General features: G+C 37.7%; 19 protein-coding genes and 1 pseudogene. 7 read left to right on the top strand and 13 right to left on the bottom strand.

Annotated elements, in window-relative coordinates; translation table 11 throughout:
* Positions 1–80: 80 nt before the first annotated feature.
* On the bottom strand, positions 81–665 hold the full coding sequence (locus BUC06_RS22010; RefSeq protein WP_123878860.1) for a hypothetical protein: 585 nt from the start codon (positions 663–665) through the stop codon (positions 81–83).
* 184 nt (positions 666–849) lie between these two features.
* On the opposite strand from BUC06_RS22010, the gene BUC06_RS22005 reads away from it, so the two are divergent.
* The gene (locus BUC06_RS22005; RefSeq protein WP_073336578.1) at positions 850–1341 is read left to right on the top strand and encodes a DinB family protein; all 492 of its coding nucleotides are present in this window, start codon (positions 850–852) and stop codon (positions 1339–1341) included.
* A gap of 232 nt (positions 1342–1573) precedes the next feature.
* Here the strand turns inward: BUC06_RS22005 and BUC06_RS22000 are convergent, their stop codons facing one another.
* From BUC06_RS22000 to lptB, 3 genes and pseudogenes are all read right to left on the bottom strand, one after another.
* Positions 1574–2527: a helix-turn-helix transcriptional regulator gene (locus BUC06_RS22000; protein ID WP_073336576.1), complete on the bottom strand. Its 954-nt coding sequence runs from the start codon at positions 2525–2527 to the stop codon at positions 1574–1576.
* A 207-nt stretch (positions 2528–2734) separates the two neighbouring features.
* The gene (locus tag BUC06_RS21995) at positions 2735–4462 is read right to left on the bottom strand and encodes an ABC transporter ATP-binding protein (RefSeq protein WP_073336600.1); all 1728 of its coding nucleotides are present in this window, start codon (positions 4460–4462) and stop codon (positions 2735–2737) included.
* 511 nt (positions 4463–4973) lie between these two features.
* A pseudogene (lptB, locus tag BUC06_RS21990) lies at positions 4974–5699 on the bottom strand (LPS export ABC transporter ATP-binding protein); the annotation flags it as partial.
* Between the two features lie 239 nt (positions 5700–5938).
* On the opposite strand from lptB, the gene BUC06_RS21985 reads away from it, so the two are divergent.
* Together BUC06_RS21985 and BUC06_RS21980 are read left to right on the top strand one after the other, a co-directional pair.
* Positions 5939–6232 carry a TM2 domain-containing protein gene (locus BUC06_RS21985; RefSeq protein WP_073336598.1) on the top strand — a complete coding sequence of 98 codons (294 nt, stop codon included), beginning with the start codon at positions 5939–5941 and terminating at the stop codon, positions 6230–6232.
* A 55-nt stretch (positions 6233–6287) separates the two neighbouring features.
* Positions 6288–7016, top strand: coding sequence for a hypothetical protein (locus tag BUC06_RS21980; RefSeq protein WP_073336572.1), 729 nt, complete (start codon positions 6288–6290; stop codon positions 7014–7016).
* A gap of 94 nt (positions 7017–7110) precedes the next feature.
* Here BUC06_RS21980 and hemB read toward each other — a convergent pair whose 3' ends face one another.
* Positions 7111–8100, bottom strand: a complete 990-nt coding sequence (gene hemB, locus BUC06_RS21975) for a porphobilinogen synthase (protein ID WP_073336570.1) — start codon at positions 8098–8100, stop codon at positions 7111–7113.
* Positions 8101–8218: 118 nt separating this feature from the next.
* On the opposite strand from hemB, the gene BUC06_RS21970 reads away from it, so the two are divergent.
* The 3 genes from BUC06_RS21970 (at position 8219) to BUC06_RS21960 (ending at position 10901) form a co-directional block, all read left to right on the top strand.
* Positions 8219–8569, top strand: coding sequence for a T9SS type A sorting domain-containing protein (locus BUC06_RS21970; protein WP_073336568.1), 351 nt, complete (start codon positions 8219–8221; stop codon positions 8567–8569).
* 105 nt (positions 8570–8674) lie between these two features.
* Positions 8675–9586, top strand: coding sequence for an ABC transporter ATP-binding protein (locus BUC06_RS21965; RefSeq protein ID WP_073336566.1), 912 nt, complete (start codon positions 8675–8677; stop codon positions 9584–9586).
* 4 nt (positions 9587–9590) lie between these two features.
* Positions 9591–10901, top strand: coding sequence for an ABC transporter permease (locus tag BUC06_RS21960; RefSeq protein ID WP_073336564.1), 1311 nt, complete (start codon positions 9591–9593; stop codon positions 10899–10901).
* Between the two features lie 306 nt (positions 10902–11207).
* On the opposite strand, the gene BUC06_RS21955 is transcribed toward BUC06_RS21960, so the two are convergent.
* From BUC06_RS21955 to BUC06_RS21920, 8 genes are all read right to left on the bottom strand, one after another.
* Positions 11208–11876 carry a porin family protein gene (locus tag BUC06_RS21955; RefSeq protein ID WP_073336562.1) on the bottom strand — a complete coding sequence of 223 codons (669 nt, stop codon included), beginning with the start codon at positions 11874–11876 and terminating at the stop codon, positions 11208–11210.
* A 22-nt stretch (positions 11877–11898) separates the two neighbouring features.
* On the bottom strand, positions 11899–12771 hold the full coding sequence (gene sucD / locus BUC06_RS21950) for a succinate--CoA ligase subunit alpha (protein ID WP_073336560.1): 873 nt from the start codon (positions 12769–12771) through the stop codon (positions 11899–11901).
* A 91-nt stretch (positions 12772–12862) separates the two neighbouring features.
* The gene (locus BUC06_RS21945; protein ID WP_073336558.1) at positions 12863–13765 is read right to left on the bottom strand and encodes an LpxD N-terminal domain-containing protein; all 903 of its coding nucleotides are present in this window, start codon (positions 13763–13765) and stop codon (positions 12863–12865) included.
* Positions 13766–13837: 72 nt separating this feature from the next.
* The gene (gene efp, locus BUC06_RS21940) at positions 13838–14401 is read right to left on the bottom strand and encodes an elongation factor P (protein WP_073336557.1); all 564 of its coding nucleotides are present in this window, start codon (positions 14399–14401) and stop codon (positions 13838–13840) included.
* A 60-nt stretch (positions 14402–14461) separates the two neighbouring features.
* Entirely contained in the window at positions 14462–15256 is a 795-nt protein-coding gene (gene lpxA, locus BUC06_RS21935) for an acyl-ACP--UDP-N-acetylglucosamine O-acyltransferase (protein WP_073336555.1), read from the bottom strand.
* Positions 15257–16654 (bottom strand): bifunctional UDP-3-O-[3-hydroxymyristoyl] N-acetylglucosamine deacetylase/3-hydroxyacyl-ACP dehydratase, encoded by a 1398-nt coding sequence (locus tag BUC06_RS21930; protein ID WP_073336553.1) that lies wholly within the window; start codon positions 16652–16654, stop codon positions 15257–15259.
* The gene (gene lpxD, locus BUC06_RS21925) at positions 16647–17678 is read right to left on the bottom strand and encodes a UDP-3-O-(3-hydroxymyristoyl)glucosamine N-acyltransferase (RefSeq protein ID WP_073336551.1); all 1032 of its coding nucleotides are present in this window, start codon (positions 17676–17678) and stop codon (positions 16647–16649) included. The genes BUC06_RS21930 and lpxD overlap by 8 nt, the downstream gene beginning before the upstream one ends.
* Before the next feature lie 72 nt (positions 17679–17750).
* Complete coding sequence (locus tag BUC06_RS21920; protein ID WP_073336549.1) at positions 17751–18977, bottom strand: HD domain-containing protein; 1227 nt, start codon at positions 18975–18977, stop codon at positions 17751–17753.
* A 213-nt stretch (positions 18978–19190) separates the two neighbouring features.
* Here BUC06_RS21920 and BUC06_RS21915 point away from each other — a divergent pair, with 213 nt between their 5' ends.
* Positions 19191–19964 carry an NYN domain-containing protein gene (locus tag BUC06_RS21915; RefSeq protein ID WP_073336547.1) on the top strand — a complete coding sequence of 258 codons (774 nt, stop codon included), beginning with the start codon at positions 19191–19193 and terminating at the stop codon, positions 19962–19964.
* The last annotated feature ends 150 nt before the right edge of the window (positions 19965–20114 follow it).

Below are 20114 nucleotides of genomic sequence, written 5' to 3'. Positions count from 1 at the left end.
ACGGGATGTATCCCATTCGTATTGAATTTACATAGATTTAATCAAAAAAAAATGACCGGATAAATCCGGCCACTCACAAATTATTTATTTACCTCTACGTATTGTATGATGGTCTGGTTTTTTGGGTTATAGATTATCGTACTGTTGTTGGGAAACCTTTTCAGTTTATAATATTCTATATCTTTATCATTTTTAATATCTTCCACAAAGCTGGTGTCAAAAGTATTTTCAGGAAGAAATTTGGAGACAAAACTTATTTTGTCAATGATGCTTTGTCCGTCTATTTTACGGGCGGTTTTATCTGATCGGTTTTCATCGGTAGTGGGTTGCTTCTCAAGAAAAGGAAGCAATATGGCGATGTCTGATTTGTATTTAAAAATATATCCTTCGGAACCGTTCGGAAATTTAAATTTCTTTCCGGTCTCTTCTGCAACGACAGATTTTCCTCCATCAGGGAATACCTGATTAAATTTCACGTCCTGAGAATTGGTTAAAGAATTAATGGATTCACTCACCGTTTTCTTCACGGTCTCTTCCACTGCCTGTTGAGCTTTCTGCTGCACCGTTTCTGTGGTTTTCTGAACAGTCTGATCTATTTTCTCTTCAATCTTACTGCATGACATTAATAGAAAAACAGGAATAACAGGCAAAATATACTTCTTCATTTTGAGATTTTAATAACGTTGCATTCTTTTTAATGATGCAATTTAACATTTAAACGAGAAACACAGGTTTATATTTTAGCAAAGAAAAAAATTTTTTTTCACCTTCAAAAATCCTACTGACAAACTGTTGTCATCCTCCCATCTTACCTTTGTATCAACAATAACACATTAAAACAATACCATTATGACAACGACAACAACAGCCACAAAACAGTTTATGACTTCTGACCAATTATTGGAGCACTGGCAAGGGCACAGAAACCTGACAAGAAGAGTAATAGAAGCTTTCCCTGAAAAAGAATTATTTGAATTTTCTATAGGCGGAATGAGGCCTTTCGCAAAACTGGCAGGAGAACTGATCGGCATTGGAGGATCCGCTTTAAAAGGAATTGTTGAAAAGAATATGGAAGCTTACAATGAAGATGGTTTCAGCCCGAAAACAAAAGAAGATATTTTGAAAAAATGGGATGAAGAAACTGAAGTGATCAACCATTATTTCAACCAGATCACTGAAGAGCGTATGCAGGAAACTTTCAATCTATTCGGACAGTACGAATTTCCGGTGTATCAGAACATCCTTTATTTTGTAGATAATGAAATTCACCACAGAGGCCAGGGATATACCTATCTGAGAGCTTTAGGAATTGAACCTCCTTTTTTTTGGGAGAGATTTTAGGATCATTAATGCCTTTACTCAGACTGAAAATGATGATTCAATTCAGACAAAAATTGGAAACCACAGAATTACAGAACACATCATTTCCATTTTCCATTTATTAAATAGAGATAACCGGATTTTGCTGTTTTTATTTTTTTTTGCTAATTAGTTGAATTAAAATTTTCTTTATTCAAATCATATCAATTTCCAAAACTCCGGCTTCACGAATGTGAAGCCGGAGTTTTATTTTCTATTCCATCTTTTTGGAAATTTCTGAGGCCAGATTTCTGAGTTTCGTTTTTAAGGATTCCGGTTCTAAAACGGTTGCATAATCTGCAAAAGTAATCACCCAGCGCGGAAAACCTTCGTCTATCCATTCTGTATCAAAGATCATTTCGATCCCGTTTTCGGTTTCAGTTTCTTCAATAAACCCGTAGTATCTTCTGGAATTCACAATATGCCCTATTATTTTTTTGTCAACTAAAAGCCTTACTCTTGTTTTCTCTCCGTTGGAATATCTTCTGTAATCATTAATTTGTCCGTATTCCTGTGAAAATAAGGTCTGAGTTTTGAAGATCTGCAGTATTCTGTCGACCCGGAACTGTCTGAAATCTTTTCTCAGCGTACAGAAAGCCATGATATACCAGTAATTGAATTCAAAGAAAACACCCACTGCTTCCACTGTTCTGTTCGTTACGGTAGAATCAACGGTTTTATATTCAATAACCAGCTGCGTTTTATCGGCAATACTTTCCAGAATTGTGGGAATCACATTTTTAACCGTGTCACCAGGCTGAGTGTGATCATTAAAAACATGAATCTGTTTTTCAATATTCTGAATCAGATTTTTATCTGAATGCCGAAGTACCGACCGTACTTTTTCCATCGCGGTCTGATAATGATTTCCAAGACTTTGGTGGGAAAATTTCTGCATCAGTTTTTCGGCCGTGATAAAGCTCAGTACTTCTTCTTTTGTAAACATAATGGGTGAAAGTTTGTATCCATCCATCAGGGAATAACCGCTGCCCGCTTCGCCTATGATGGGAATTCCGGCATTTTCAAGAGTTTTCACATCACGATAGATCGTCCGGATGCTGACATCAAACTTGGCGGCAAGATCCTGTGCTCTTACGATCGGTTTTGATTGTAATTGAGTGAGAATTGCCGTTACTCTGTCCAGTTTTTTTAGATAGTGATCGTTCATATTGCCAGGACAAATCTATCAATCTTTTTTGATCTGTAAAATATAAATTTTTCTGCTTTTATGATATATACGGCTCACCATACAAAGAATAACAAAATCTCATCTTTACCTTGCTGAAAACCTTTGATTTTCTTCTCTTAAAACAGTTTAATATTTAAATCTGTGCGTCCTGGCTTCTAAAACCTTGCAAAAACAGAAAAACTAAAATTAATTATCTTTAAAAGAATTCACCAGTTTGTCAAGATTTAAACTTCTCGCAGATGCATCAAAAATCTCCCGGTAGGTGCCATTCATCTGAACTAATTCATCATGGGTTCCGTTTTCCACTACCCTTCCTTTTTTCATCACATAAATGGTGTCGGAATCCAGAATCTGGGAAAGGGAATGAGAAATAATGACTACAGTACGGCCTTCTTTAATGGCATCAAGGGAGTTTTTGATCTGTTCTGTAGCAATAGCATCCAGACTGGCTGTTGGCTCATCCAGGAAAATGATCGGTGGATTTTTAAGGAATAGCCTCGCAATGGCAATTCTTTGCTGCTGCCCTCCGGAAAGCTGGGTAGCATCATGCTGATAGCCATCCGCGAGATCCATGATCTGCTCATGGAGATAGGCTTTTCTGGACGCTTCCTGAATTTCCTCAAAACTCGCATTCATATCACTGTAACGGATATTATCTTCTATACTTCCCTGAAAAATATGGTTTCTCTGAAGCACGAGACCAAGGTCATTTCTAAGAAAAGTATTATCAAAATCATTTAAATGAACTCCGTCCAGAAGAATTTTTCCGGAATCAGGAAGATAAAATTTGCAAAGAAGATTGATTACCGTAGATTTTCCAGCCCCACTTAATCCTACCAATGCTGTGGTTTTCCCATTTTCTATTTTCATAGAAATATCATGAAGAGCATGGGTTCCGTTCGGATAGCTAAAGTTGACATTTTTCAGTTCAAAATTACCTTTGATCTGTTTTTCCACATAGGTTCCGTTCTGCTCTTTTTCGTCATCTGCATTCAGGATTTCAAAGTATCCTTCAGCATAAATCATCGCGTCATTCATATCATCATAGATTCTGTGCAACTGACGGATAGGAGCCGAAATATTGTTGAAAAGCATAATGTGAAGCATGATTGCCCCTATGGTCATCTTCTGATCCAATACAAGGTAAACGGTCAAAAGAATAATTAAAACCACTCCAAACTGCTCAATAAATGTTTTTAAACCGTCATAAATAAAGTTGGTTTTTCTTGTGAACATCTGGCTTTCCATCAGCTCCATCTGTAGATCATACTGCTTTTTACCTTCAAATTTTTCCCGTACAAAACTCTTGATTACCATGATGGAATTGATCAGATTCAGCAATCCCGAAGTTTTTCGTTCCCTCTGATTTCTGAGCTGGCGACGAACTCCTCCCAATTTTTTTGCCTGAAGAGAACTGATATAAAAATAAATCGGAACAATGATCGTAGAAACCAATCCCACATATACATTCTGCATGTACATAATGATCAGAGCAATAATCGCATTGGAAAAAAGAGGCAAAATATCAATAAAAAAGTTTTGTACCAGCTTCGTTAAACTTTCAATACCCCGATCTATCCGGATCTGCAATTTTCCGGATTCGTGATTCTCATCATTGAAATAGGCGACTCTATACGACAGAATCTTGTCGATGGCAGACTGTGCCAGAACAGAACTTACATTGATCCTTATTTTTTCACCATAAAATTTCTGTCCGAAGTTGATGAAAATATTGAGCAGCTCTTTTCCCAGTAAAATAATCGAGATCACCACCAAAATATGAATACCTTCCGACATCGGATGCGGAAGATGGGTAAGATTGGTTACCTCATCTACCGTATATTTTAATACAAGAGGGTTAACCTGTGCTGCAAGAGCTCCTAAAAAAGTAAGAAACAACGTCCAGTAGATCATGGGACGGTAAGGTCTGATAAATGGAACCAGCTGTTTATACACTCCAAATAAAGTGACTGTTCTGTTAAAAGGTTTTGCCATACAAGTTATTTAAACTAAAAAACGTACCGTTTCTGAGAGAAAAGGTACGCTTAATTCTATTTTTCAGCAAATACTTTTAGAGTATCTGTGGTTTTTATCCTTCGTAAAAATAAGTGGTAAGATAATGCAGTTCAGGTTGGCTTACCGCTTTAGATTCTGCTTCAGCCTGTTCCAGAGTATACTGAGAGGTCAGTTCTTTTCTTTGGAAAACAAAAGAATTATTAGCATTCTTGTCTACCACTTCATTGAAAATATGTTCAATTTCAGAATTGGCAAGTGATGCGAAACTGGAATCCTCGATACCGTACATCAGTCTAAGATCGTCAAACTGCCCGAAGTTTTCATCTACAAATCCCTGAAGCTGTGCTTTTGAGTCAAAATTACCTGCCCAGATATTATAAATATATTTCTTCTTTTTCGGTTTGTCTAAAATACTCTGATAGACAAAGTTTTCTCCAAGATAGGCCTCTCTTACCTGAGGATCGTTGGCGAGATCTTCCGGAAGTCCTTCTTTCAGGATATTCCCTTCAAACATGATGTAGGTTTTATTGGTAATAGCTAACGTCTGCTGAACGTTGTGGTCGGTGATCAGGATCCCGATATTTTTGTCGACCAGACTTCTTACAATCTTTTGAATATCCTCTACCGCAATCGGGTCTACCCCTGCGAAAGGTTCATCCAGGAGAATAAAGTTCGGGCTGGTAGCCAGACAGCGTGCAATTTCCGTTCTACGTCTTTCCCCACCGGAAAGAAGATCACCACGGTTTTTACGCACGTGCTGCAATGAAAATTCTTCGATCAGCTCATCACATTTGATCTGCTGTTCACGTCTCGAAAGTTTGGTGAGCTGTAAAACACCCATGATATTTTCTTCTACCGACAACTTTCTGAAAATAGAAGCTTCCTGCGCCAGATAACCGATTCCCTTTTGAGCACGACGATACATCGCATCGGTAGTGATTTCCTGTTTATCAAGAAAGATTTTCCCTGAAGTAGGCTTAACCAATCCCACAATCATATAAAAGGAAGTAGTCTTTCCTGCTCCGTTTGGACCAAGCAAACCAACAATTTCTCCCTGTTCAACCTGTACAGAAACTCCTTTTACTACTTTTTTAGGACCGTATTCTTTGATTAAGTTTTCTCCTCGTAAAATCATAGGAGCAAAGATAAAGTTTTTTTGAATTCAAATTTTAGATTATACATTCTATCCAATGTTTTTTGAATGAATGACTTTTATTTTTAGTATTGATTGATAAAACAGGCTTCGCAATGTTGAAAACGGATCAACCTCTTTTCACTGAAAAAAGCCGAAAATTTAGACCTCTATTCTGTAACTCCCATTCATTTTTTACGACCTATCAGAAAATTATTTTACTCATCACAAACAAATTAGCAATGGAAAATTACGGGTATACCAAAACAGAAAATGGCCAGAATCAGCAAAACAATGGTCCTTACCGTTCAGAAAAGAGAATTCCGGCCGCTTTATTAGGAATTCTTGTGGGTTGGCTGGCTTTAAATAAATTTTATCTCGGGTATAAAAAGGAGGCTCTAATTCAGCTGGGTCTGAATATTATTACTTGTGGTGCCGCTTCTGTTATTCCTTTTATTGAGGGTATTTTATATCTTTTTATGAGTGACAAGCAGTTTGATGATACGTATGTGTACGGGAAAAAAGGATGGTTGTAAACCTTTATTATTTTATTTCCTACTTTTATTCCATCAAATCAAGAATTAAGTTATTATGGAAAATAATCAAGACCTGACCGATCTTCTTGCACTGGACCTGGGTGTCAATATTGTGAACAGAAGGCCTTATGCCAAGGAAGTTTTCAAATGGCAGGATATGGATCTTCTTCCCCACTCATCCGCAGACACCTTGCTCTGTGAGATTTTTGAATGGAACGGACGAAACTGGAGAACTACCGAAAACAACCTCATCGGATTTCTGTTTTCCGGAGATCTCCTCAATACCGTAAAGCAGCAGCTGATGAATACCCCAAAACATCCTGCTCTCATCCCGGATTTTGAATTTACAAAAGACAGCATGGAGGAATACGGCCTGTCGCTTCCTTCTTTATTCAACATTGGAGTGAATGGGAATATCAACAATGCAAAAAGCTTTTCTGTACGGGTTAACGGCGTTACAAAATCGCGGGTGACGAACATTGACTCTCCGGGAATTGAAATTCTGAGAAGCTATTCTCAGTTTACTCAGGACCAATCTAAAACGTACCGAAAGAATATCAAGTTCAATTATCTGAGTACTTCGCTGTTTTATGCAGAAAGTGTAGAAATCTTTCTTGAAAAAGAATCAGGTGTAGGACTGGATGTCAGTTTCCAAACGACCAATGTGGAGGTGGATGCCAAAATAGATACGGATACGAAGAAACATTTTGTATTAAAATATTCTGGAAATCAGGCTCCTTTTGCTGCGAAATTTACGAAAGGAAAAGATTTCAACATCATGTAATCCATATTTATTATCCTTTTATTAATAAAATATTTTGCCAAGAAAAACACCTCAATTACAATGAGGTGCTTTTTGTTTTATGATGGTATGATCTTTATTTATTTAAAATCATGGCTGCTTCCTTGGCAAAATAGGTAAAGATCAGATCTGCTCCGGCTCTCTTGAAGCAGGTAAGACTTTCAATAATGGTTTTATCATTATCCAGCCAACCGTTCTGTGCAGCTGCTTTTACCATGGCATATTCTCCGCTTACGTTGTAAACTGCTATCGGAAGATCAATCGCTTCACGGATCTTGGAAACAATATCCAGATAAGGAAGTCCCGGTTTGATCATAATAATATCAGCACCTTCATCAATATCTTTATACACTTCATTTAAAGCTTCACGGGAATTGTGGAAATCCATCTGATACGTTTTTTTATCTTTAGGAATTTCCATATTGTCTTTCGGTGCACTGTCCAGAGCACTTCTGAACGGACCGTAGAAAGAACTCGCATATTTTGCGGAATAGCTCAAAATTCCCACGTCTGTAAATCCGCTTTCTTCCAACGCTTCACGGATCGCCAATACTCTTCCGTCCATCATATCACTGGGTGCCACAATGTCAGCTCCTGCTTCGGCATGGGATACAGACATTCTTGCCAAAGCATCATTGGTCGCATCATTCATGATTTTTCCGTTTTCGATGATTCCGTCGTGTCCGTAAATGGAATAAGGGTCTAAAGCGACATCAGGCATGACAATCATTGCCGGAACTGCATCCTTGATTGCTTTGATGGTCTGCTGCATCAATCCGTCTTTGTTCCAAGCTTCTTTTCCGGTATTGTCTTTCAAATGTTCTGACACTTTCATGTACAGATTGACCGATTTTACTCCTAAAGAAAATAATTCTTTACATTCCTTCACCGTCAGATCTATACTCCTCCTGAAGATCCCCGGCATAGACGGGATCGCTTCCTGCTGGTTTTCGCCCTCCATTACGAAGATCGGCATTACAAAATCATCAGTTGTAAGGATATTTTCTCTTACTAAACTTCTGATAGATTCATTAACTCTAAGCCTTCTATTTCTTGAATGTATCATTTTGGAATACTTTTTGAATAAGTTTCCACAAATTTACTACAACTTATATAAAAAACTATTGTATAGAATTGTAGAATTGTTTATTTTTGTTTTAATACATTCGAGAAATTATAATTTGATGAAAAAACTTTTACTTTTATTTCTATTTACAGGCGCTTTCGTTGGGTTTTCCAACAATATGCAAGCACAGCTGAGAGAGCCGGGTTCCATCACACAGAAGTCTGATGACGGTGTATTGGTGGCTTATCCAAATCCAGCAAAAGATTTCCTTCTGATCAAGGCCAAAGATGCTGCTTTAAAGATCAAAAGTGTAACCTTTTATTCAATTCTGGGAACACAGGTAGCCAATTATTCTGTCAACATGAATTCCGGAGAGATTAATATTGAAAAATTAAAACCCGGGAAATATCTGATTCGCTATATTTTAAGCGATAATACCCAAAAGGTGACTCAAATTGTAAAACAATAAATATTTAATCCTGATAATCATCAGGATTTTTTCTTTTACAGCAGTTCTACCCTATTATTTATGTAACTTTAAGGACTTTTTTATACTCATTGTAAAAACAATTTAATGCTTAAAGCTGAACATATCAGAAAGACCTATAGTGCCGGGAATAAAGTAGCATTGGATGATTTCAGCATCCATGTACCTCAAGGCAGTATTTATGGTCTTCTTGGCCCGAACGGAGCCGGAAAAACTTCTTTTATCCGTATCATCAACCAAATTACACAGGCTGATTCCGGAGATGTCTTCATCAATGGGAACAAGCTGAATCCAAGCCACATCAGAGATATAGGTTATATGCCTGAAGAAAGGGGTTTATACAAAAATATGACCGTGGGGGATCAGATCCTTTATTTCGGGGAACTGAAAGGAATGACCAAAAGCGATGCTTTACAGGAAGCCAAAAAATGGTTTGAAAAGCTGAATATCGATCAATGGTGGAAAAAGAAACTTTCAGAGCTTTCAAAAGGGATGGCACAAAAGATCCAGTTTGTAGTTACTGTCCTTCACCGTCCGCATCTTCTGATTCTCGATGAGCCTTTTTCAGGTTTTGACCCTGTGAATGCGAACTTAATTAAAGATCAGATTATCGATCTTAAAAATAACGGAACCACCATCATCCTTTCTACTCACCGAATGGAAAGTGTAGAAGAAATGTGTGACTATGTGGCGCTGATTAACCATTCTAAAAAAATCATCGACGGAAGGGTTTTTGACGTAAGAGAAAAATTCAAGAAAAATATTTTCGGCGTTACTCTTTCTGAGGTAGATGAAGCTCAATTTAACAGTTTCAAAAGCAGGTATGATATTTTTAATTTTTCTAATGAAAATAATCTGGTTTCTTTTGATCTCAAAAATGAAAGCGGACAAAATGAAATCCTTCTGGATCTTGTCAACATAGGAAAAGTGAGATCATTCGACGAGAGAATTCCGAGCATGAATGAAGTGTTTATTAATGCCGTAAGTAATCATTCTTAATTTTATGAACAATATTTTTTTAATCACAAAAAGGGAATTTCTTACTCAGGTTAAGAAAAAATCCTTCATTATATTAACGCTGCTCGCTCCTCTGTTACTTGTTGGATTTGGAGCTGTCATTGGATTGATGTTTAAAGCTAATGAATCACACAGCATCATTGAGGTTGTTGATAAAAGCGGGCTTTTTAAAGACCATCTGAAATCTAATGACAAACTGAACTATGTATTTGTTTCGGCTGCGGATGAGAAATCAAAGATCAATAATCTGAAAGACAATGAGTCACTGGATGGCATTCTGATCCTTCCAGAACTTAAGGATCATGATTACAACGGATTGGAAAACAGCACAAGACTGATTGTCAATGCAAAGATGGGCTTTGATACGAAGCAGAAGATTGTTTCGGATATTACGGAAGTCATCAAGAAAGAAAAAATCAAACAACTTGGAATCCAGGAAGCACAGCTGAACAGTCTTGATAAAAGCTTTACTTTAAAAACGATTAATGTTTCCAATAACAATAAAGAAGATTCGGACCTTGCTTTTGGAGTAAAAAGCGGCTTGAGTATTCTTTTAATGTATGTGACCTTTATGTTCATCATTATTTACGGAGTAAGGGTGATGAGAAGTGTTCTGGAGGAGAAGAATAACCGTGTGGTAGAAATCATTATTTCTTCTGTTAAACCTTTTGAGCTGATGATGGGGAAAATATTAGGGGTAACTCTGGTAGCTTTGACGCAGTTTCTGATCTGGATCTCGATGTCGGTGGTAGGAGCATTGGTTTTAAATACGGGGTTTTCATCTTTTCAGAAGAATATTCCGGGAGGTAATGAAGAACTTGCCAGTAAGCTGGACGTCGCACAGATCGCAACTCAGATCTCGCACAGTTTATTAGAACTGAATTTTCCGTTGATTATCTTTGTTTTCATTGTATTTTTCCTTTTAGGATATATTTTCTACAGTTCAATATATGCAGCCATCGGTTCTGCGGTTGATAATGAAACAGAGACCCAGCAGTTCACTTTATTTGCGATTTTACCGCTTACTCTGGGGATGTACGGGAGTTTTTCATTAATGAACAATCCTGACGGTCCTTTGGGCTTCTGGCTGTCTATTATTCCATTTACATCACCGGTTGCCATGATTGCCAGAATACCTTTCGGTGTTCCTGCGTGGCAGATTGCTCTGTCTATTGTACTGCTATTGGCTACTACTATTTTCATGATCTTCTTAGCTGGAAAAATTTACCGTGTAGGCATTCTAATGTATGGTAATAAAGCGACTTTAAAAGAGATCTGGAAGTGGATCAGAGGATAAGTCTAAAAGTTCTTTTGTCTTGAAACAAAGTGAACCAAAAGTTCAAGGCTGGAATCTTCCGCTAAAAATTAAAACTTGCTCCTAAAATTCCCAAAACTCGTGCGGATTTACTGGTGCTTCTTCCACTCAATATTCTACCCGCACTCAAACAGTGGTAATTTTTTAACGGATCAAGATTTAATTTTTTTAACGCTACAGCTTCCTAGGCCACTATAGATAGATTTACTGACAAATTTTAGTCATATAAAACAAAAATCCCGGAAAATTCAATTTCCGGGATTTTTTATCGTTGAATAACGAGTTATTCTATTTGAAAATATAGCTTAAGCTCAAGCTCATTACCTGCTCAGACTTGCCTTTAGTGGTACCACCCTTTTCTTTAGCAAGATCAGGATAGGTATCTGAAAGACCAAGATCATATTTAAGAGTGAGTTCCAGTTGTCTCTTATAACTATAGCCTACTCCTAATCCAAGGGCGAAATTAAAGCTTGCTGCTTTACCGCTTACTGAAGGATATAAAGGATCGGTAACATCCGGATCATAATAGGGTCTTCCTACCGGTGCGTTTTTAACATTCTGATTCATCAGAAAGTTAAATCTAGGACCGATCATTCCAAAGAATTCTGATTCAGCTTCAGAAAAATATCCTTTAAAATAGACAGGTACGCTCAGATAATTGTTACCATATACAGCATCATAACCATCTTTTCCTTTAGCATCTTTATCTTTTCCGGTTTCTCCTGCACCGTAATACACGACTTCCGGTTGTATATAGAACTGGTTTGCTTTTCCTACCGGGATAAGAGCTAAAGCTCCACCCTGAAAGGCGTATCTGGGACCAGAAGGGTTATGGGCATTTCTTACTCTGGAATAGTTACCTCCTGCCGTGACACCGAATCTTGTATTAGAAAAGTCGATTTGGGCAAACGACAGAGTTGAAAGGGCCAATGCTGAGGTTAATAAAAGTTTTTTCATATGTTTTGTTTTTGTATAGCTATTATCCTAGAACTTTTGCAACAGTAACACCGATATCAGCTGGAGAATCTACAACGTTGATTCCGTTTTCTCTCATGATCTCCATTTTTGCCTGAGCTGTATCTTCATCACCTCCTACGATAGCCCCTGCGTGTCCCATTGTTCTACCTTTAGGAGCAGTTTGTCCAGCAATAAATCCTACGACTGGCTTAGTAGATCCACTAGCTTTGTACCATCTTGCCGCTTCAGCTTCCAGTCCACCACCAATTTCACCGATCATTACTACCGCTTCAGTTTCAGGGTCATTGATAAATAATTCAAGAGCTTCTCTTGTAGTTGTTCCAATAATTGGGTCACCACCGATACCGATTGCTGTAGAAACACCGTAACCGGCTTTTACTACCTGATCAGCAGCTTCGTAAGTAAGAGTACCTGATTTTGAAACGATACCTACTTTACCTTTTTTGAAAACGAATCCTGGCATAATACCAATTTTAGCTTCTTCAGAAGTAATAATTCCCGGACAGTTTGGACCGATTAGTCTGCAGTCTCTGTCAGCGATGTAAGATTTTACTTTCACCATATCCGCTACAGGAATACCTTCAGTAATACATACAATCACTTTGATCCCAGCTTCAGCAGCTTCCATGATCGCATCTGCAGCAAATGCAGGTGGTACGAAAATGATACTTACGTTTGCTCCAGCTTTTTCAACAGCGTCAGCTACTGTATTAAATACAGGCTTTCCTAAGTGCTCAGTTCCTCCTTTTCCTGGAGTTACCCCTCCTACTACGTTGGTTCCGTATTCAATCATCTGACCAGCGTGGAAAGTACCTTCGTTCCCTGTAAATCCTTGTACAATTACTTTAGAATCTTTGTTTACTAAAATTGACATTTTATTGATGTTTTAATTTATTTAAATATTTTATTAATGCTCACAAATTTACTTATTTTTCTTTGATTTTGGACAAAACCAAGAGAATTGTTTATTTGAGATTTCTCAGCTTTACTTCTTTTTTCAGATAGCCTTTAAAATCCTCTGCAAACATACCGATATAGGTCCCTTTTTTAAGATCTCTGTTCACTCCGGTTTTACCAAGAAGAACAGATCCACCCTCAATTGTATTACCGGAAGCGATGCCGACTTGTCCCCAAAGAGTCACTTCGTCACCGATGATACAGCAGCCAGCAATTCCTACCTGAGAGGCAATTAAACATTTTTTTCCGATCACCGTATCGTGTCCGATCTGAATCTGATTATCTAAAACCGACCCTTCTCCGATGACCGTTGAATCGGTAACCCCCCTGTCGATCGTACAGTTATTTCCGATCTCTACATTGTTTTCAACAACCACATTTCCCACAGAAATCAGACGGTCAAAATTTCCGTTTAGTTTTCTGTAATAGAAAGCATCACCTCCCAAAACAGTTCCTGACTGAATGATGACATTATCGCCGATTTCGGTTCTGTCGCCGATCACCACATTAGGAAAGATAAGGCTGTTTTTTCCAATCTTCACATTATTTCCAATGACTGCAGAAGAGTGGATTTTGGTCCCTTCTCCTATTTCAACATCATGGAGTTCTTCCGTGAAATTATATATTCTCGTAAAGTGAGTATTAATCTTATTGAAGTCTCTGAAAGGATCATTAGAAACCAAAAGAGCTTTTCCTTCCGGACAATCTACCTTTTTGTCGATCAAAATAATGGTAGCGGCAGAATTCAGTGCTTTATCGTAATATTTCGGATGGTTGACAAAAACAATATCACCTGGTTTTACCATGTGAATCTCATTGGTTCCCAATACTTCAAAGTCTTCCGGACCAACAAATTCCGAGCCTATTAGATCGGCAATCGATTTGAGCTTTTGCGGAGAATGGAATCTCATAACAATGGATTTTTCTTATAAAAACAAAATTCGGACTGCTAATGCAAACCGAATTTATGTAAATTTTAATTATTATTTTACTCTTTCCAAGTAGCTACCGTCTTCAGTATTTACTTTGATCTTATCTCCCGGCTCGATGAACAAAGGAACATTTACTCTTGCTCCTGTTTCAACGATGGCATTTTTAAGAGCATTCGTTGCTGTATTTCCTTTGATACCCGGATCAGCTTCAATTACTTCCAGATACACAGACTGAGGAAGTTCGGCAGAAAGTGGAGTTTCGTCAACTTCTTTCAGAATGATCGTTACTTCTTCACCAGCTTTCATAAACTGAGCGTTTTCGATCATTTCTTTATCTAAGTATAGCTGAGAGAAATCATCATTATTCATGAAGTGGAACCCATTCTCATCATCATAAAGATACTGGAATTTTCTGGTGATTACTTTTACTTCATCAATTTTGTGTCCAGCAGAGAAGGTATTATCAAGTACTTTTCCGTTGGTTACTGATTTTAGTTTTGTTCTTACGAAAGCTGGTCCTTTCCCAGGCTTTACGTGCATAAATTCAACTACTTTGAAAATATCATTGCTAAATTCGATGCAAAGTCCTTTTCTTATATCGTTACTTGTTGCCATTAATTTATGTTATCTTTTATTTTTAGTTTTTATGAGGGCCTATTTAATTTGCCTCTTTTTTTAATTGCTTTCCTTACTGGTTCCGTATCCTTTTACAATACCTCTCGGAGAGTTTTGGATAAACTGAAGGATTTCGTCTCTTTCAGCCGTTGGAAGCATCTCTTTTTCAATAAATGCCAAGGCCTGTGAAACGTTCATCTTCATCTGGAAAATAGCTCTGTATATTTTTTGAATTTCAAAGATTTTCTCGTTGGAGTATCCTCTTCTTCGTAATCCTACGGAATTGATCCCCGCATAAGAAATCGGGTCTCTAGCTACTTTTACGTAAGGTGGAATATCTTTTCTGATCAGAGATCCTCCGGAGATCATGGTATGCTTTCCGATTTTGCCAAACTGCTGTACTGCGGATAATCCTCCCATTACGGTAAAATCACCTATTTCTACATGTCCTGCAATACCACATCCGTTAGCAATGATGACATTATCTCCAATGATACAGTCATGTGCAATGTGAGAAGTTGCCATAATAAGGCAATTGCTGCCGACTCTGGTAAATCCTAACGCTTTGGTTCCTCTGTTGACCGTGACACATTCTCTCAAAGTGGTATTATCACCAATAATGGTTTGTGTGTCTTCCCCGTCAAATTTCAGATCCTGAGGGATGGCAGAGATGACGGTTCCCGGAAAAATTTTACAATCTTTTCCTATTCTTGCTCCATCCATGATGGTAACATTCGGTCCGATCCAGGTTCCTTCTCCTATTTCCACGTCCCCTGCAATTGTAGTAAAAGGTTCTACAATAACATTTTTGCTGATTTTTGCGCGTTTATCTACGGCGGCTAATTGATGAATCATTTAATCAACTTTATTTTTTGCAACTTGAGCCATTAACTCTGCTTCTACCACCACGGTACCTCCTACATATCCATAACCCTGCATATGTACAATTCCTCTTCTGATGGGTTCTATCAATTCAATTTTGAAAATAATAGTATCCCCCGGAACTACTTTTTTCTTGAATTTCACTTTATCTATTTTGATAAAATACGTAGAATAGTTTTCCGGATCCGGAACACTTGCCAATACAAGAATTCCTCCCGTCTGTGCCAAAGCTTCTACCTGAAGTACTCCAGGCATTACAGGCTCCTTAGGGAAATGTCCTACAAAGAAAGGCTCATTCATCGTTACATTTTTCAAACCTACCACATGAGAATCTGAAAGTTCAAGAATTTTGTCAATCAATAGGAACGGTGGTCTATGAGGCATAAGACGCATGATCCCGTTGATATCAAAAACAGGTTCTTTGGTAAGGTCAAAATCTGGCACGTTTTTCTTTTTCTGAAGTTTCCACTGGCGGTTCAGTTTTTTCGCAAACTGGGTATTTACATAATGCCCTGGCTTGTTTGCAATGACTTTACCTTTTATTTTTACACCAGCCAAAGCCAGATCCCCCACTACATCAAGTAGTTTATGTCTCGCTGCTTCGTTTGGATAGTTTAAGGTAAGATTGTCAAGAATACCGTTCGGTCTGATAGAAACATTATCTTTTCCGAAGGCTTTCTTTAATTTCTCAGTGGTTTCCGGAGTAAGATCCTTATCCACATATACGATTGCATTAGAAATATCTCCTCCTCTGATCAATCCGTGATCCAACAACATTTCAAGCTCATGTAAAAAGCTGAATGTTCTTGCAGAAGAAATTTCGTCCTTGAATTCTGAAATATTTTTAAGAGTGGCATTTTGGGTGCCTAAAACTTTGGTTCCAAAGTCTACCATCGTAGTCACTTCGTAAGTATCGGAAGGAATAATGGTAATTTCTGATCCTGAAGCAGGATCTGAGTAGCTCAACACTTCTTTGATCACCAAATATTCTCTGGCTATATTCTGCTCTACGATCCCTACACTTTCAATAGCCTCAACAAAGAATTTTGATGATCCATCTAAAATTGGAGGTTCTGAAGCATCCATTTCGAGAACAGCGTTATCTACATCACAGCCTACTAATGCAGCCAACAGGTGCTCACAGGTAGTAATTTTCACGCCCAGTTTCTCTAATGTTGTTCCTCTTTCTGTTGCTACTACATAATTAACATCAGCTTCTACCTGAGGACTTCCCTCTAGATCTGTTCTTACGAACACAAAACCTGTATTTTCTTTAGCAGGTTTAATGGTAAGTTTTACTTCTTTACCTGTATGAAGGCCAATTCCGGAAAGCGTTACTTCTTTCTGGAGTGTTTTTTGCATATCACTCATTAGTTTTATCTTTTGAGGTATCCTCAAGATTATTTATTCTTCGTACGATTTCAGTAAAGTTTCTGAAATGTACATAGTTTCTAAGATAGTCGTTATAATTTATTGCCGGAGATCCGTAAAGTGTATCTCTGTCACTTACGTTTGAATTCACACCGCTCTGCGCCTGAATTTTAACCTGGTTACCAATTTTGATATGGCCTACCACGCCAACCTGACCTCCGATCTGATTCCAGTCTCCGATCGTAGTAGATCCTGCAATTCCGGCCTGAGCCGCAATAACGTTGTTTTGCCCTATTTTTACATTATGGGCAATCTGGATCAGATTATCGATCTTCGTTCCTTTTCCGATGATGGTAGAGCCGATTGTGGCTCTGTCAATGCTGCAATTTGAGCCGATTTCTACGTCGTCTTCGATAATCACGTTACCAAGCTGAGGGATTTTTTTGAATCCTTCTGCGGTATGCTGAAAACCAAATCCGTCGCCTCCCACCACCGTATTGGAGTGGATCACACAGTTGTCACCAATAATGCAGTAATCATAAATCCTTGCGCCACTGTCTATTTTACAGTTTTTACCAATTTTTACACCTTTACCGATATACACATGTGGATAAATCTGTGATCCTTCTCCAATCTTAGCCTTCTCCGAAACATAAGTAAATGCCCCTATATAGACTTTTTCTCCGATCACCGCAGTATCATGAATAGAAGAACCGGTCTCGATTCCCTCTTTTCTGCCCTGCATTTCCTGATACAGATTCATTAAGATCTGGAAAGAAAGGTATGCATCCTTTACAACAATTAAGGTAGGATTGTAATTATCTTTATCAATAAGTTTTTCCGAAACAATAATAACGGAGCATTTAGAGGTATCTAAAAAATGAGAAAATCGATCCTGTGCTATAAAAGAAAGATGCCCTGATTCACCATTCTCAATTGGTGAAACCCCTGTAATAACCGTGCTTTCGTCGCCTATTATTTGTCCGTCAATAAAACTTGCAATTTGCGAAGCTGTAAATTCCATATTCTGCAAAGATAAGAAATTCTATAATTCGCAAACATTTTTTGCTTTTCGGAACGTGAATTTTAATATTATTTAAGAAATTATCTGGGAAATATCTCTTGGAAAGGTAAGAATATACCTGGCTGTCTTATGCACCATAAGCCCCGATAAAAGCTGGTCCTGGGACTCTTCAAGCCTGATCTTCTGACCATCTTTCTGAAGAAGATAAATGGGTTGCTTTTCGGTATCGTAAGGCAGTAATTTTCTTTTAATCTCGTGTACAAGCTCCTTTCCATTATCAATTCCGAAAAATTCGTTAGTTTTTTTTATTTTTTCTTCAACAAATTCCGGATCAAAAGGACGCGTTGAAATAACGGTTTTCGGAAGATTTCTCTGAATTACAGATTTGCACCAATAAGAAAGAATAAAGTCTTCTGAATTCTGCCAGGATTTCATCGCATGAATTATATCATTATCATCAAGCTGGTTAAACCGATAAATATCCTCATCGGTGGCTGAACTTTTTGCCCGGTGCAGAAAATACTTCAGATTCTCCCCTGCAGGCAGAGCCATCCCCTTGGAAACCAGATATTTAGCTCGTTCGAGAATTTTAACCAAAAGAAATTCCGCCAATGCCGAGGTCTTATGATAATACACCTGCCAGTACATAAACATTCTTGCAGTCAGGAAATTTTCAATAGAATATACTCCTTTCGCATCAATCACAAGTTCGCCTTCACCACAAACATTCATCATCGAAATAATTCTCTGGGTATTAATATTTCCTTCGGAAACACCAGTGAAAAAGCTATCTCTGTTCAGGTAGTCAAGCCTGTCCACATCCAGTTGAGATGAAATCAGCTGATTAAAGAACTTCCGGTGGTATTTACCCTGAAACATTTCGATCGCTACTGAGAGCTGGCCATCAAATTCTTCATTTAATTTATTCATCAACAAAAGAGAAAGTTTTTCGTGATGCCAGTCGTCCATGAGCATATTTTCCAGTGCGTGGGAAAACGGCCCGTGCCCGATATCGTGCATCAGAATAGCAAGCATGGCTCCTTTTTCTTCTTCTTCAGTGATCTTAATTCCTTTCTGCCGCAGAGTTTCCAATGCGGTAAACATCAGATGCATTGCTCCCAGTGCGTGGTGAAATCTCGTATGCGTGGCACCAGGAAAGATCAGATTCAGAAGCCCGGTCTGCCCGATTCTTCTGAGCCTTTGAAAATAGGGATGCTCAATAACGTCAAATAAAATTTCGTGTGGGATTCTGATGAAACCATGAACAGGGTCGTTGATGATTTTTAGCTTGTTCTGCATTTGAAAGGTAGATATTAGTAAACAAAGTTAGGGATTTTAAATTTTAGCATTATTTAATTTTCGTTCATAATCCTCTCTAAACTCAATTGAAAGAAGAAAAAACACAGAATTACACCGATTATCTCATTTAATTTGATTATATTCAATTTCACAAACCGCACAGTAATTATTGATCAATACCCACCTTAATTACTTCTTGCAACCCATTAAACTATGAGTGACAAAAAATTTAATATCGCTATTCTTATTGATGGTGATAATGCACAAGCCAAGTTATTAAAAGAAACCATTGAAGAGGTTTCAAAATATGGTAAGGCTACCATCAGAAGGATTTATGGAGACTGGACCTCTCAAAGTATGAATTCGTGGAAAGATCTTGTCAATCTTTACTCTATCAATCCCATTCAGAAATTCTCTTATACCAGTGGAAAAAACTCAACAGATGGAGCCATGATTATTGATGCCATGGATATTTTGCACGGAAAAAGTGTTGAAGGTTTCTGTATTGTTTCAAGTGACAGCGATTACACCGGTTTAGCCAAAAGAATCCGTGAGGAAGGACTTTTCGTGATGGGTATAGGAGAGAAAAAAACACCAGAAGCTTTTGTAAAATCCTGCGACATCTTTACTTATACTGAAAACATCACTCCTAAAGTTAAAAAAGAATCAAAAGCTGAAAGCCACAAAATAAAGGAAAATAAAACTGAAGAAACGGTAAAAAAAGAGGCTGTAAGTCCTAAAGTTCATGAGTTTCAAAACTTCTTATCCCGGAAAGATGAAGAAACGATTTCAAAAGCATTTGAAATCTCTGCTAACGAGAACGACATGGCTTTTATCTCAACACTCGGTACCAATATCAGAAAGATCGATCCGAGTTTTGATTCAAGAACCTACGGATATTCTACTTTATCCAAATTATTTGATGATCTGCCATATTTTGAAGTAGTGAGAAATGAGACCAATCATCCGCTGCTGAAAAGAAAATAAGTTCATCAGAATTAAGATAAAATACAAAAGTCCATTTTTTTTAAAAAATAATAGGTACTCATCTTTTATGGTATTTTTTATACCCGTAATCTGTATTAAGCTTTGCGTGATATGGGTTTTACATTTACCTTTGATCGCTTTAATCAACTA

Source organism: Chryseobacterium carnipullorum, assembly GCF_900142785.1.
GTDB classification, from domain to species: Bacteria; Bacteroidota; Bacteroidia; order Flavobacteriales; family Weeksellaceae; genus Chryseobacterium; species Chryseobacterium carnipullorum.
Note: the sequence above shows the minus strand (reverse complement) of the source record. Positions and strands in the feature narration are given on the sequence as shown.

Excerpts from the sequence above, each read along its gene's own strand:
- BUC06_RS22010 (WP_123878860.1), bottom strand. The coding sequence starts at position 665 with ATGAAGAAGTATATTTTGCCTGTTATTCCTGTTTTTCTATTAATGTCA.
- BUC06_RS22005 (WP_073336578.1), top strand. The coding sequence starts at position 850 with ATGACAACGACAACAACAGCCACAAAACAGTTTATGACTTCTGACCAA.
- BUC06_RS22000 (WP_073336576.1), bottom strand. The coding sequence starts at position 2,527 with ATGAACGATCACTATCTAAAAAAACTGGACAGAGTAACGGCAATTCTC.
- BUC06_RS21995 (WP_073336600.1), bottom strand. The coding sequence starts at position 4,462 with ATGATCTACTGGACGTTGTTTCTTACTTTTTTAGGAGCTCTTGCAGCA.
- BUC06_RS21985 (WP_073336598.1), top strand. The coding sequence starts at position 5,939 with ATGGAAAATTACGGGTATACCAAAACAGAAAATGGCCAGAATCAGCAA.
- BUC06_RS21980 (WP_073336572.1), top strand. The coding sequence starts at position 6,288 with ATGGAAAATAATCAAGACCTGACCGATCTTCTTGCACTGGACCTGGGT.
- hemB (WP_073336570.1), bottom strand. The coding sequence starts at position 8,100 with ATGATACATTCAAGAAATAGAAGGCTTAGAGTTAATGAATCTATCAGA.
- BUC06_RS21970 (WP_073336568.1), top strand. The coding sequence starts at position 8,219 with ATGAAAAAACTTTTACTTTTATTTCTATTTACAGGCGCTTTCGTTGGG.
- BUC06_RS21965 (WP_073336566.1), top strand. The coding sequence starts at position 8,675 with ATGCTTAAAGCTGAACATATCAGAAAGACCTATAGTGCCGGGAATAAA.
- BUC06_RS21960 (WP_073336564.1), top strand. The coding sequence starts at position 9,591 with ATGAACAATATTTTTTTAATCACAAAAAGGGAATTTCTTACTCAGGTT.
- BUC06_RS21955 (WP_073336562.1), bottom strand. The coding sequence starts at position 11,876 with ATGAAAAAACTTTTATTAACCTCAGCATTGGCCCTTTCAACTCTGTCG.
- sucD (WP_073336560.1), bottom strand. The coding sequence starts at position 12,771 with ATGTCAATTTTAGTAAACAAAGATTCTAAAGTAATTGTACAAGGATTT.
- BUC06_RS21945 (WP_073336558.1), bottom strand. The coding sequence starts at position 13,765 with ATGAGATTCCATTCTCCGCAAAAGCTCAAATCGATTGCCGATCTAATA.
- efp (WP_073336557.1), bottom strand. The coding sequence starts at position 14,401 with ATGGCAACAAGTAACGATATAAGAAAAGGACTTTGCATCGAATTTAGC.
- lpxA (WP_073336555.1), bottom strand. The coding sequence starts at position 15,256 with ATGATTCATCAATTAGCCGCCGTAGATAAACGCGCAAAAATCAGCAAA.
- BUC06_RS21930 (WP_073336553.1), bottom strand. The coding sequence starts at position 16,654 with ATGAGTGATATGCAAAAAACACTCCAGAAAGAAGTAACGCTTTCCGGA.
- lpxD (WP_073336551.1), bottom strand. The coding sequence starts at position 17,678 with ATGGAATTTACAGCTTCGCAAATTGCAAGTTTTATTGACGGACAAATA.
- BUC06_RS21920 (WP_073336549.1), bottom strand. The coding sequence starts at position 18,977 with ATGCAGAACAAGCTAAAAATCATCAACGACCCTGTTCATGGTTTCATC.
- BUC06_RS21915 (WP_073336547.1), top strand. The coding sequence starts at position 19,191 with ATGAGTGACAAAAAATTTAATATCGCTATTCTTATTGATGGTGATAAT.